We start from the raw sequence: 12814 nt of genomic DNA, 5'->3' as shown, positions 1-12814 counted from the left end.
GCCTAGTTGAGGGGCGTGGTCGGGTGTTTATCTATCACGGCGGCTTTGTGGCTTTTGTGGATGACGAGCAAACCTTTATTACCCGAATGGACTGAAAATTATTCAGTAAGTTGAAATCGGCGAATTGGCATCCCTAGCAAGGAATGGGGCATAAGTGTGCCAGAGGAACCACTTGGCACACTGTTGGACAGAAACGAGTTAGAGCATGTGATCCAGCACAATTGAGTCGGATAAGTTTTAATAACCACTAGTCTGAGAACCTTCCTAAGACTCGCTAGTATAGACCCTTAGCGCGTTTAGTTGTCTCAAGATCAATCAGCTCTCTAAGCTGGCGGGTTATTGCGTCATAATCTGTGTGCTTTTTGCCGTAGGTTAGATTAAACACATAATCGAATTCACTAGGATTCTGCCCTTGGTTATGCTGGAGCATGGTCTCAATCTTATCTAACGCTTTGACTAGCCGAGCCTCTTCTGTGCTCATCTGGTCATACTCAGTCCATAAAGCAAGCAGCTCTTCTCGTTTAGCGGGTTCAAGAGGGGCAGCCAATGTCAGTAGATCTTGTTTTTCTAGCTCACTTTTGTTGGTGACACGATGTTGCAGGGGCGCTGGAATATCGCCGCTGACGGCTTCGGTCAGATCATGAATGATGCACAATTTAAGTATTTTCAAGCTATCCAGCTGTGGGTATTCGTCAGCCAATAACATCGCCAGTAAGGAAAGACGCCAAGTATGTTCAGCGGTACTCTCTTGGCGACCAGTCTCTGTCCAAGCGGTTCTAAGCGTTGATTTAAGCTTCTCCGCTTGTTGAAGAAACTGAATAATACTTTGTAATTTATTGTTCATATTGTGATTATGTATTTTTTCTGTTGCAAAAACCGCGCTTTACTCAAACTCGGTCGGACTGACATTGGCGAGCTTCTCAACATCACGAACTTGCACCGTTTTGTTCTTGTAATCGATCAGTTGTTGCTCCGCCAGTGACTTAAGCGAGCGATTGAGTTGGCGTACCGAAACACCTAGCATGGCTGCGATGGATTCTCTTTTTTCGAGTCGAATAGTGAGCCCTTCAGATTCCGCCCGATACGCCAGATATTTTCGAACTTTAAACACCGCTTTAAATGCAGCGTTAGAGTGGAACTGCGAGGAGTTGTACAACTTATTGCTCAATTGTTGGCAGATAAATCGTAAGAAAGCCGGATCAGAAAGACCAAACTGCTCGACTTTACTGACTGGAATCTCAAGAATATAGGTATCTGACAAGGCCTTCACCGTGCTCACCGTTTCAGCAACTTGATGATGAAACAGCTCAAGATCCCCAATGACGCTGAATGCCTTCTCAATAGAAAAAACCGCTCGATTGCCATCTCTCTCATAGTGTTCGACTTGAAGTTTACCCTTGACCACGAGGTGCAGTTTGGTCAATCGACTGCCTTGAGCAATGAGGTATTCACCCGGTGCGAGTTTGGTCAACCTCATGGACTCGATAAGCTGAGGTGAAAAATGACGATCTAACGAATAAGTGCTGACAAAGGCAGCAATCAAGTCTTTATTAGCGAGCTTCTCCATCAAGATCGTCTTCCTTCCTAGCTTTGTTTGTACTTACGTTATCTGACTGTGGCACCCATACGCTCGGCGACTAAACTGCCCTCTGGCATGTTTGCTGCTCCTTTACGCTCAACAGCCAATGACGCATAAGCCGTGGCGTAACGAACTGCGTCAGCCAATGAAGTACCTTGAGCAATTTGAGTGGCGAGAGCGCCATTAAAGGCATCCCCTGCACCCGTGGTGTCTACAGGGCTGGCTTTGAAGCTCTCAACAAAATGATACTCTTGACCATCATACGCAAGTGCCCCCTGTGAGCCCAAGGTAATCACCACATTTGCAATCTTATCTATGCTGTTTAAAACACGCGCTGCCATTTTAGCATCGTCTAAACATTTTATTGTAATGCCGGTGAGCTTTTTCGCTTCAGTTTCATTCGGTGTAATAATGTCGGTGAAGGGTAATAGCTCTGTAACCTCCTTGGAATAAGGCGCTGGGTTCAAAATGGTGGTTACGTTATGTTTTTGCGCGATTTTCATCGTACTCAAAATGGCATCTAGATTGTTTTCTAATTGAACAAGAAGAACCTTGCTTTCACAAATTTCCGGCTGAAAGCGCCTAATTTCTTGTTTGGTGACACTCGCGTTTGCACCAAGGTTGATAGCAATAAAATTCTCCTTATCCGACTCGCGTACAAAAATGTTCGCCATCCCGGTTGATTGTTCGTCTGATTTCAACAAGTGCAAACGGTAGAAGTTGCATCTCTCTAAGGCTTTTTGAGCATAAGTCGAAAACTGATCTGTCCCTATTTTGCTAAGAAAGGTGACATCAGCACCGTTTTGTTGTGCGGAATAGGCTTGGTTAGCACCTTTCCCGCCACTGCCTAAGTTGAACCCTTTTGACGTTACGCTTTGTCCTGGAAGAGGAAACTCTTCAACAACAGAAACCATATCGACATTGTAAGAGCCGAAAACAAACACTCGGTTTTTCATCGCTACATCCCCTTGTTCACGTATTAGTTTGTGCGGTTAACGCTAACCGTCTTGCTATGTTTATTGACTCAAATAGTGCGTTTCCGATTAAATCTAAAAAAGGACAAATGACCTTTTTTAGATTGCGACGCCAACTTAGTCTCTCGCTATACCAAAAGCAAAAGGACAAAAGACGATGAGACACCTACTGATAGATACTGATACCGCTTCTGATGATGCTGTCGCACTGTTAATGGCCCTTAGAGAGCCCTCAGTGCGCGTAGAGGCGATAACCACGGTGGCGGGAAATTGTGCGATACCACAATGCAAACGCAATGCGCTAATCTGTGTGGAGAAAGCGGCGACGTACGCTCCTCCGGTTTATGCAGGGATGACGAAGCCACTATTTCGTGAGCATTTTACTTCTCACCATATTCATGGCGACGACGGCATGGGCGATATGAACCTACCTGAGCCTGAACTGACGGTAGAAGACCAACACGCTGTTGATGCTATGATTGACTACTCCTACCGTTTTAAAGGCGAGCTGGAAATCGTGACTTTAGGCCCGCTCACTAACTTGGCCATGGCGGTACTCAAAGATCCCAATTTTGCCCGCAACATTAAGCAAGTCACTGTTATGGGAGGCGCGGGGCTTACGCCGGGAAACATTACTCCGCTGGCTGAATTCAATTTTTATGTTGATGCGGAAGCGGTTCATCTGGTTTTACAATCGGGTTTACCACTAAACATTGTCGGTTGGGAAATCGGCATGGGAGAAGCGTTTATTGACGAACAAGACATGAAACATCTCAATGAGTTGGGTGAGCTTGGTCAGTTTGCTGTTCGTTGTAACAAGACGCTGATGGAGTTCAATGCGGGACGAACGGATCGCATTGGGTTCGATCTACCCGATCCGACTACCATGGCGGTTGCGCTCTACCCTGAAATCGTTGAGTCATCGATCAAAGCTTATTCGTGGATCGAGTACAAGAGTGAGCAGGGGTACGGACATTTTGTGATTGATTCAACCCATTTGACGCACAAGCCTGAGAACGCAAACGTGATCACCAAAATTAAAGATGGCTGCTTCAAACGCAAGCTGTTTGAGCTACTGGCAACAAAACCGACTTTAGGAGAATAACCATGGCGAAATTTGCCCCGAGTAAACTGGCGAAAGTCGAACTACACGTACACCTGGATACCTGCCTTAGCTACTACTTTATTCGCCAACTGTTGCCAGAAATGCGCTTGAAAACGTTCAAAGACACCTTTATTGCGCCAAGCCAGTGTGACGATTTGGGTGACTTTTTGAGTAAAATTGCTCCCATGTTGGATATTTTGCAAACCCAGTCAGCGATCGAACAGGCGGTGGATGATCTATTCGACCAATTCCAAGCTGATAATGTCATCTACGCTGAGCTTCGTTTTGCCCCTCTTCTGCATACTCGACTGGGTTTGAGCGCAGAAAAAGTCGTGGAGATTACCTTGTCAGCGATGGAAAAGGCCATCAAGGAATATCAGATTCATGCCGGATTACTGTTATGTACCTTACGTCATTTCAGTGCAGAAGAGAGCATGCAAACAGCCAAATTGGTGACTCAGTTTATGGGCAAAGGTGTGGTGGGAATGGATTTAGCCGCTGACGAAGCGCGTTTTCCACTAGACAACCATATTGCGCCATTCGCTCATGTGCTCGATGCAGGAGGTAATGTAATTGCTCATGCTGGAGAAGCGAAAGGTGCAGACAGTGTGACGGAGGTTCTCGACAAGCTTAACGTTACTCGAATCGGCCATGGCGTGAGAAGCATTGAACAGCCAGAGGTGATCGAGAGGCTGAAGCGGCAAAACACCTTACTGGAAGTCTGCCCAAGCTGTAACTTGGTGTGTAATGTGTTCGGTACTATCCAAGAGCACTCCGTGGATAAACTTAAGCGAGCGGGTGTTAAACTCAACATCAACACAGATGCCCGTACGATAGCCGACACCACATTAAATAAAGAGTATCAGCTATTGCACGACGTGTTTGGCTGGCAAGAGGCTGACTTTATCCAAACTAACTTGGATGCGCTCGATGCAAGCTTTGTATCTCCTCAGCTCAGGGAGAGCTTAAAACAAAAGGTGACATTGACTAATTGAACAGTTAAGAAATAAATCTAGGGGCCTCTCCTAGTGAGAGGCATCTACCTTTTAGATTGCGTATTAAACACCAAAAACGGCTAAAACACACTTTGGGGCAGAACCAAGCCAGGAAGCGGAGCCTTCTACCTCCTGCTAGACACAGTTGTTGTCCATTCGATATCAGACATCCTCTATACAACTGGTCAATGTAGCCATACAAACAAAGTCTGCCATTCAGCCTTCTCACGTGAAATAGTTCAAACTTCAAGGCTCTCATTTTCTGGTTGTATGAAGCGGAAAGTTGGACAACTCATTTCATCCAGAACCTCCCAAACTAAGAAATTCACCTAATCATCAGGCAGATAAGCCAAAAACAAGAATCCCATTTAGCCGGACAAAATCCCAAATGAGACTGGAACTGACACTGGAACTGACTCTAGTACATCAGGGGTATATAACTACTGTATAAACCACTGTGTATGAGGTCATTCGCATGAGTCATTAACACTTTTTTCCAGGTAAAAGTGTGGATTAATTACTCCTTTATATGGGAAGGATATCGTTCAGTGCTTACACTTGTACCGTTGACGCACACGACTGCGATCCTTTTGATGATCTTGCATCCCAGGCAACCATAGTGACTTGAGGTAATAGGCAGGGCGAAACAGTTAACGGTCTCTCTGATACCTATGACACGTCATATCAACACTCCTAACTAGGCTCTTAGTGTAGTTATAAGGCACCATCCCCTTAGATAACCCCTTTTGCGCACAAGCTTGCATAATTTCTTAAAGCTGATTCTCTTTGTGAAATTCTCATCAATAAAACTGAAACCTCCTATCTGTGCATTTCTTGAGCACACCAATCTTTTAGACAAGTCAACAAACCACAAAGAAGGAAATAAATTTAAAGTCAGAAAGATTTATTTTCCACCTCATTAAGYATTAATTATATCAATACTAACCAACAATTCAAAAGCAACAAATACAAATAGTAGCAAATTAATTTTGATATAATTAAAGAAACAAACTTATGAAATACATAAAGAAATTAAACAGCTATTTAAATACAACCTTAGTTTATTTACAACCAGAGACAAATAAAAGCTATAAAAACAACACCAAAAATATAAAAACATTAATTACACCAATACTAACACACACGTAAAAATATAAAATCTTAGACTTGAAACTATATTTTTTGCCGCTATCATTCAGCATCAACTAATTTGGAGGACATATGAGAACTATCAAAAGAAACTCTAGAGTGAGCAACATTTACAGATTCAAAAGTCTTAAGGCCAACAAAATTCTAAAATGTGAAAGTCTGGCTGAAGTCACCCAAGGTTTGAGAAACGAATTAGATACTAATGTTGTTTCACAATGCACACAGCCGTTTACAATAAAATACCTATTCAACGGAAAGCAATGCCACTACACCCCTGACTTTCTAGTAAAGATGTTAGATGGGGAATGGCGTGTAATTGAAGTCAAGCCAGCGAATCATATAAAACCTTTCAAAGAAAAATTTGAAGTTGTAAAACATATCTTAGAACGAAAAGGTATCACTTTTTTAATAAACAGTGATGAGTCACTATTTAGTTACCAGGCTTTATTCGACCTAAACAGTCGGTATATTCAGAGGTTCTATGTTTAACATCAAGTTACTAAATACTAATGATGCAGTCATATACCATGATAAAGAGTACATCCTCAAGCATATTGACTCTAACTACTATACTTTTTATCACGAGGCTAAAAGACCAGTCTCCCTCAGTATCACAGAAGTCTCTGAGGCAATTAGAGAGAATAAGTTACAACTAGCGCCTGTATTCGAGCAGCCAACTTTAAGTTCAGTGCATACTCTATCAGAAAGAGAAAAAGCCATATGTACTATGAAGTTAGCCCAAGCCTTCAGGACAAAGAAAAACATCACAAGTAAGGCCATTAAAGCGATGGCTGAAAAACTTGGTGTACCAGCAATTGGCAAATCCCGCTTATACGAGCACTTATCTAATGCTCGTAAATACGGATGGTACCTTGAAGTTTTTTTACCGAGACATAAACAGAAAGGGTTTAGAGGTGCACGTTACCCTGTATTCCTTGAACATAAAGCTGAACAATACATTTACGAATACTATCTTAAAGGAGGAAAATTCACGCAGCGTTCACTATACGATAGTTTTAAGGGCTACTGCCTTAGCGATCTAAAATTAAATGAAGCCGATGTCCCTTGTATCGAGTGGTTTCGTCAGCAATTAAATAAAATCCCTCCGTTTGAAAAGATCAAAAAGCGCAAAGGCTCTGTTGCTCTAAAACAAACAATAAGGGATTATTTCCGACGATTTCATGTTGATAATATCCTCGATAGGGTCGAATTTGATTTCTACAGCCCGAAGGCTCTGCTGATTATAAATAATGATGGAAAGAAAGAGATTTCTAGCCGCGTTTTTTTCTGTGTTGCCATTGACACATACAGTGGCATGCCATTAGCAATTGTTTCTCTCTCTGAAAGAGGAGAAAGTGCAAACTGTTTCCGGCTGTGTGTCAAAAATGCAATGCAGAAACCAATAATGTCCACATTTACCGGGAATTTAATTTATTGTTGCGGCCTTATTAAACAAATTGTTGCAGACGCTGGTTCTGGTTTTAGCCAAGAGAGTTTCATCAACAACCTTGTTGGAGATTTTGGCATTCTATTCCAAACCACAGAAGTTCAGGCTCCTTATAGAAAGCCATATGTCGAGAATTTTATTTATCAAATTAAGAACCAATTTGAACCAACGCTATCGTGCTCCTATGACGACATTCGTGAAGAGGGAAAAAAGGGGCAAATAAAGAACCGAAAAGCCATCACAGTGGAGAAGTATCTGGAGTATTTAAACAGCTGGATTGTAGATGCATATGCAATAACAAAGCAAACTGGTGAGACTAAAACGCCTTTAGAACGTTGGGAGTATTCATATGAGCGAACCAGGCCATTGCTACCAAAAGATTTCGATCTACGTTTTTCCCGCTCTGGAACTTTAGAGACAGGCAAAGCTAACTATAGGAGTGGTACCAACAAACATTATGCGTTCTACAACAGCCCAGAATTACAAAAGATCGCTGACATCGAGCGAAGTATTGATATTCAGTACTATGTCGACCCTTTGGATGTGAGCGCGATATTTGTAATAAATCCGACAACATCAGAACTATTTAAAGTCCCCTCAGTAAAACCTGTTATACAACCCGGAACAACACTGGAGGATCATATGGTACAGATGAAAGCCTTACGCCGTCATAAGCCGGCAGAGGCCTGCATTGCAGAACATAAGATCCGGGAAGACGCACATAAGGCAGCAAAACGAGTTAAGGCTGACTCGGCCCCAAAAACTGCCACCAACAAGTCTCAACAAAGTAAGGAAGCCACAAAAACAGGCTATGAAGCTAACGAACTAACTGAAGAGCTGCTCAACGAAACGGTTCATTTGAACCAGAGTGAAAAAAGAACCCTACGACAAAGAACTACTCGCCAGCATCAAGATGATGACTACGGTATGACAACATTTACTAAAAAATAGAGAGAAAACTTGTATGAACGCATTAGAACAACTACAAAACAATTACATTATGCATAAAAGTGCAAAATGCGCTTTCAAAAAAATCGAAATGTGCATCAACAGCACTATTGATGGAGGAACTCCAAGAAGTGTTCTAATCCTTGGCGACGCAGGAGCCGGTAAAACAGCTATGCTTGAGGTGACCAATGCTCACCTCATAAATAACCACCCACACGAGGGCATCAACAAGGACACTTTTCTTTTTGTGGAAGCCCCCTCCCCATCGAGCCTCAAAGCCTTGCAAAGTGCATTTTATGAAGCTATCGGGGCATCGAAACTAGATAATCAAAGGCATACAGAAGCTCGACGAACCAAACAACTCATCGAGCTGATAAACAAACACGAATATAAGGTTATTGCCAATGATGAAGTGCACCACTTTACTGAAAAATACAAAAAAAACCATGAATCAATCGTGTGTGATTTCTACAAAACAGTCATGCGTGACACGGGATGTGCTTTCATCCTGGTAGGTAAGCCCATTGCTGAAAAACTCGTACGCACAGACGACCAATTACGTCGCAGATTTCTCGGAACCGCAAGACTGGAGCGCTTAGGTGCCCCACTCAAGGAAAACAAAGAATTTCATACATTTATTAATATGTACCGCAAGACCTGTCCAGTGCCTTTTGTTGAATTCAACGAAGATTTTCTGCTTCGCTTGTATGTTGCTTGTGACGGCCTACCTGGACTCTGGCATACATTGATTGAGCTGGCTATCAGAACGAACCCGGGCACATCCCAAATCGACACGGATGATATCGAACAAGCATTCGAAGCAGAGTATCAACCATCTGATGTACTGGATTTTAATCCATTTGAAGTCAGCCGGCTCGACATTGAACACTGGCTCAAAGAAAACTACAAGGCATAAATAATGAGCAAATCAAAGTTGCCATACTCGTCAACACCTGAAAGCAATGAATGCATACAAGGATTTATCGCACGGCTTGCAGCAAGTAATTGCTGCATAAACAGCAGCGAAATACTAAGCGCATGTGATGTTGAGCCAAGTCATTTTGCTAATTTCAAACAAACAGGTTCCTATAAATATGTTACGAATGTCCTACAAGCCCTTGCGGATGAGGGCATCCAAGAAACCATTAAACACTTCGAGCAGCAAGCAGCTGAAACTAAACTATCGCCTCTTCTCAAGAGTGTTGCGCGATATTGCCCGGCTTGCCTGGCTCATAGTAGGACTCAAATCATTGATTGGCAGATCTCACTGAAAACACATTGCGCTAGGCATGGAATCCAACTTATTGATCAATGCCCATCGTGTAATGAGCCACTCTCTTTTGAGGCTATCAACGATGATTGCTGCAGCTATTGCTCCAGCCAATTGAGCAATAACAGTTACAAGACCAATAATTTACCGCCATATCTAAACGATCTCATTGATTTGAGGGGGAAGACACTAAAGGATGCATCCAAAAACCTTCTAGAAACAGCTGGGCAACTGTTAAGGCCGTATGACCAACTACCAGGCAAATCAGAATACCTGGAGACCTTCAAGATTCCTGAGCTCGTCGAGATCCTTACAGCAGCTTACGAGTTACTAACCAAATCAGCAGCTCGCGAGCAATATGCACTCGAGATTGAACAGGCTCGCAAAGATATAGAAGTAGTCAGCCAGGATGCAGTGCGTTATCCAAGTATCATGATCAATACCTCATTCACCATGACAGATAACTCAGCATGTCTCACACCGTCATTTACAAAATGGCAAACGACGGATGCCATAATTAATAAGGTAAAGCATGCATTTAAGCTAAAGGAACAAGAAATTAACGATGAGTCCACCAGGTTTATCGGCGATTTATGGGGCGTAGAACGGATACTAGGTTCAAACTATGAAGAACTATCATCCCTAATTCAGGAAAAAGTGATCGTACCGTTCAAAAGCGCCAAATCTATCTCTGGTATGCTATTTGACCTGAGAGACTTTGCCAAACTACTAGCTGTACTCCCCCTTGCCGATAGAGATGCTGAGCACTATCTTTCTCTTGAATCCATTCGAAACGACCTTTTGTTTGAGAAGTGTGGCAGTTCGCTTGGGGAGCTTCTTACAGATCAGCGCATTCAAACTTACAGAGCTTCAGTTGATCACGGATTTCGTTCACTATGTTGGCGAAAGACTGATCTAGAAAGCTGGAGCTCACGGATGCTGTCTCAAAAAGAATTCTATATGACAGCAAAGATCGTCAAATTACTTCTTGGCATTAACCAAACAGAGCTCAATACGTTAGTTGCCAAAGGAAAAATTCGCCGTTGCAAGGCAAACCCACATATCAACAAAGCTTTTTTCCATTCTTACAATTCGCAAGATGTACAAAAGTTACTCAACAGCACCCCATCTAAATAGCAGCTATCCAGCTGCTATTTCATTTTCGCCTCAATAACTTCAACTCTAAGACACGCCAGAAAAGTTCCTTTCTGTATATTTATTGATCACACACTTTGAACTACATTTGTTTAGTAGCTGGAATTCTGCCTCTTTCCTTTCACAACCTCCTGTTTTTCCAGTTATTTACTTGTAATGCGTAAAATTCCGGCTTATTGCCCTTATTTTTTTTCCGACTTTCTTTGGATTCAGTTTTAACTAGTTGATTTAGCTATTAGCGATTTCCGGACTATTGTCCCCTTTTCCAATTTATGTGAAAGAAGGCAATAAACCGTAAATACACAAAGAAGACCGGAAGGACCTCTAGATGGCCACACCACCTCCAAAGGAAATAATGTATTTATAATCAGTGATTTACGAAGATATAAATCTGACAGCTCATCAATATGCTAAAAAGCCTTTTTCAAATCCGTCAATTTATACCGTGTGGATGACAATTGTTAAAAATAAGAGATATGGCATTGTTACGCGGCCACTATGATAAGAGACCATATGAAGAAGAACCTACACATTGGCTGAAACTGTAGTTCTGAAGGTGAAATGCTAACGAAGTATTGGACAGAAGTTTGTTAGTGCTTTTGATCTAACGGGTAAGGTTAGGATTAGAGAAAGTATGGGTAAAACGCCAAGCACATACGTCTATTTAATGCTGGCGAAAAATTAATCACCGTAAATACTATAGCTAACATACACAAAAAATGCCGAGTTAAATGTGTCGTATGGTGCTATTTGTTAGGCAGTAAAAATTAATACACATGAAGAGAGCAACTTTCTAATACAGCAAGATGTACTAAAAACAAGTGTGCTATCAAAATTAACCTTCAGGCAGAACAAAAAGTTCTCCATCATATAGAGGATCAAATCTTTGATAAACAGGAATTGATAAAAGCGAATCCCAAGGAGCTCCTGTCAGTGTGTTTTTCAGAGATCTTGTGACTTCTCTTGCAACTGAAGCCCACACTTTTCTATACTCTTGAGAATCAACAGAAGGAAGCTTGCTTACCTTATCTTCGAGTACTTTTAAACGGTGAAGGCTAGATTGTTCAACATTCCCATACTTTAATACAACGCTTATTTCAAATAACGCCATTGATGCAACAATCTTATCCTTAGACGATGAAGAATAAACATTTCTCACTATACTTAATGGTTGATAAAACAGCACATAAGCCATGATTGTAACCATAAACATCAAATTAAGCATCTCAAGCATCGTTGTAAAATCAAAAAATACCTCATCATCTAGCTTGAAAGCCACAAAAACAATTAAAGGAACAAGGCAAATTAACGCTGAAGTAAAATAGAATCTTTTTGATAATTTTATAGGTTGATTTGAGAGTTCATAACAGACTAATGAACGACACACCACAGCCAGTGCTCTATTAATAAAACTTCGAGTTGAAGCAGGTTCAGTAATCCAGTTTCTTTTTTTTACGATACTTTTATCTTTAAAGTAACCATCGTGGTATCCAAGCCATTCATTAAATAGAATTCGAAAAGAGTTGGGGTGTTCAGAATCAACGTCAACTATCATAAAACGTTCGTTTTTTCGATGGATAATTACTTTGCTTAGTTTTCCAGAATAGAATGCTAATTCAAGTCGTCTTGCATACTTTACAGCAAGATTACACGGAATTTTTGTACTTCCTTTTTCAGTAGCACCGAATGTTGCTTTCTTAATCGGGATTTCAGCGGCTTTCATTGCTTCTGTCTTTATTTGTTCTATTACATCAGGATGAATATCATCACTTGCTAAAACAATATACCTTCTAGTAGGGCGGTGAAAATATCTGAATAGAATAGTAAATACTATTGTGAATATAGCAAAAATAATGCCTACAAGAGAGTTTCCTCCCATTTTGAATAGCATATCAACGATTACACCTTCTATAGACTGATCATCAAGTCGCAATTCCAAATGGTAAGCTGATTGTGTGAGTATAAGTAATGTAAATGATGCTTGAGCTACCCTAAGTTCCCAAAAATCTGGATTTCGAAAAAGAACAATAAGAAAGACAAGAACACCAATTACTATCGGTAAAAGAACTAGTTCTTTTGACACCCCTAGTAAAGCAAGTAGGATAAATATAAAACTAAGTAAAGCGCTTACTATTCCAGAGATTATTGAGTTTTTCAGCCATTTATCCATCCACTGACACCTCTTATCAAGA

Annotated in this window: 10 protein-coding genes and 1 pseudogene; 7 read left to right on the top strand and 4 right to left on the bottom strand. The window is 41.4% G+C overall.

The genetic code is table 11. The features are described 5' to 3' along the window. Positions 1-95 (top strand): annotated as a pseudogene (locus L4D19_RS28580) (cytosolic protein); the annotation flags it as partial. Positions 96-274: 179 nt separating this feature from the next. On the opposite strand, the gene L4D19_RS28575 reads toward L4D19_RS28580, so the two are convergent. The 3 genes from L4D19_RS28575 to L4D19_RS28565 are packed head-to-tail and all read right to left on the bottom strand — an operon-like array spanning position 275 to position 2535. Continuing rightward, positions 275-844: an HD domain-containing protein gene (locus L4D19_RS28575; protein WP_428455187.1), complete on the bottom strand. Its 570-nt coding sequence runs from the start codon at positions 842-844 to the stop codon at positions 275-277. Positions 845-883: 39 nt separating this feature from the next. Beyond that, positions 884-1567: a Crp/Fnr family transcriptional regulator gene (locus L4D19_RS28570; RefSeq protein ID WP_428455186.1), complete on the bottom strand. Its 684-nt coding sequence runs from the start codon at positions 1565-1567 to the stop codon at positions 884-886. A gap of 38 nt (positions 1568-1605) precedes the next feature. Next, on the bottom strand, positions 1606-2535 hold the full coding sequence (locus tag L4D19_RS28565; protein ID WP_428455185.1) for a ribokinase: 930 nt from the start codon (positions 2533-2535) through the stop codon (positions 1606-1608). A gap of 175 nt (positions 2536-2710) precedes the next feature. Here L4D19_RS28565 and L4D19_RS28560 point away from each other — a divergent pair, with 175 nt between their 5' ends. The 6 genes from L4D19_RS28560 to L4D19_RS28535 all read left to right on the top strand — a co-directional run bounded on the left by L4D19_RS28560 (position 2711) and on the right by L4D19_RS28535 (position 10604). Beyond that, positions 2711-3658: a nucleoside hydrolase gene (locus tag L4D19_RS28560; protein WP_428455184.1), complete on the top strand. Its 948-nt coding sequence runs from the start codon at positions 2711-2713 to the stop codon at positions 3656-3658. Positions 3659-3660: 2 nt separating this feature from the next. Further along, positions 3661-4653, top strand: a complete 993-nt coding sequence (add, locus tag L4D19_RS28555; protein ID WP_428455183.1) for an adenosine deaminase — start codon at positions 3661-3663, stop codon at positions 4651-4653. Between the two features lie 1221 nt (positions 4654-5874). Beyond that, on the top strand, positions 5875-6291 hold the full coding sequence (locus L4D19_RS28550; protein WP_428455182.1) for a TnsA endonuclease N-terminal domain-containing protein: 417 nt from the start codon (positions 5875-5877) through the stop codon (positions 6289-6291). Then, a complete protein-coding gene (locus L4D19_RS28545) occupies positions 6284-8200 on the top strand; it encodes a hypothetical protein (RefSeq protein ID WP_428455181.1) in 1917 nt (638 codons plus the stop codon). The genes L4D19_RS28550 and L4D19_RS28545 overlap by 8 nt, the downstream gene beginning before the upstream one ends. 13 nt (positions 8201-8213) lie before the next feature. Continuing rightward, positions 8214-9113: a TniB family NTP-binding protein gene (locus tag L4D19_RS28540; protein WP_428455180.1), complete on the top strand. Its 900-nt coding sequence runs from the start codon at positions 8214-8216 to the stop codon at positions 9111-9113. A 3-nt stretch (positions 9114-9116) separates the two neighbouring features. Continuing rightward, positions 9117-10604, top strand: coding sequence for a TniQ family protein (locus tag L4D19_RS28535; protein WP_428455179.1), 1488 nt, complete (start codon positions 9117-9119; stop codon positions 10602-10604). Between the two features lie 853 nt (positions 10605-11457). Here L4D19_RS28535 and L4D19_RS28530 read toward each other — a convergent pair. After that, positions 11458-12792 carry a hypothetical protein gene (locus L4D19_RS28530; protein WP_428455178.1) on the bottom strand — a complete coding sequence of 445 codons (1335 nt, stop codon included), beginning with the start codon at positions 12790-12792 and terminating at the stop codon, positions 11458-11460. Positions 12793-12814 lie beyond the last annotated feature (22 nt).

Source organism: Photobacterium kasasachensis, assembly GCF_050336885.1.
GTDB classification, from domain to species: domain Bacteria; phylum Pseudomonadota; class Gammaproteobacteria; order Enterobacterales; family Vibrionaceae; genus Photobacterium; species Photobacterium kasasachensis.
The sequence above is the reverse complement of the archived record's forward strand: the minus strand, read 5'-3'. Positions and strand labels throughout refer to the sequence as shown.

Coding starts and splice junctions, on each gene's coding strand:
- L4D19_RS28575 (WP_428455187.1), bottom strand. CDS start 844: ATGAACAATAAATTACAAAGTATTATTCAGTTTCTTCAACAAGCGGAG.
- L4D19_RS28570 (WP_428455186.1), bottom strand. CDS start 1,567: ATGGAGAAGCTCGCTAATAAAGACTTGATTGCTGCCTTTGTCAGCACT.
- L4D19_RS28565 (WP_428455185.1), bottom strand. CDS start 2,535: ATGAAAAACCGAGTGTTTGTTTTCGGCTCTTACAATGTCGATATGGTT.
- L4D19_RS28560 (WP_428455184.1), top strand. CDS start 2,711: ATGAGACACCTACTGATAGATACTGATACCGCTTCTGATGATGCTGTC.
- add (WP_428455183.1), top strand. CDS start 3,661: ATGGCGAAATTTGCCCCGAGTAAACTGGCGAAAGTCGAACTACACGTA.
- L4D19_RS28550 (WP_428455182.1), top strand. CDS start 5,875: ATGAGAACTATCAAAAGAAACTCTAGAGTGAGCAACATTTACAGATTC.
- L4D19_RS28545 (WP_428455181.1), top strand. CDS start 6,284: ATGTTTAACATCAAGTTACTAAATACTAATGATGCAGTCATATACCAT.
- L4D19_RS28540 (WP_428455180.1), top strand. CDS start 8,214: ATGAACGCATTAGAACAACTACAAAACAATTACATTATGCATAAAAGT.
- L4D19_RS28535 (WP_428455179.1), top strand. CDS start 9,117: ATGAGCAAATCAAAGTTGCCATACTCGTCAACACCTGAAAGCAATGAA.
- L4D19_RS28530 (WP_428455178.1), bottom strand. CDS start 12,792: ATGGATAAATGGCTGAAAAACTCAATAATCTCTGGAATAGTAAGCGCT.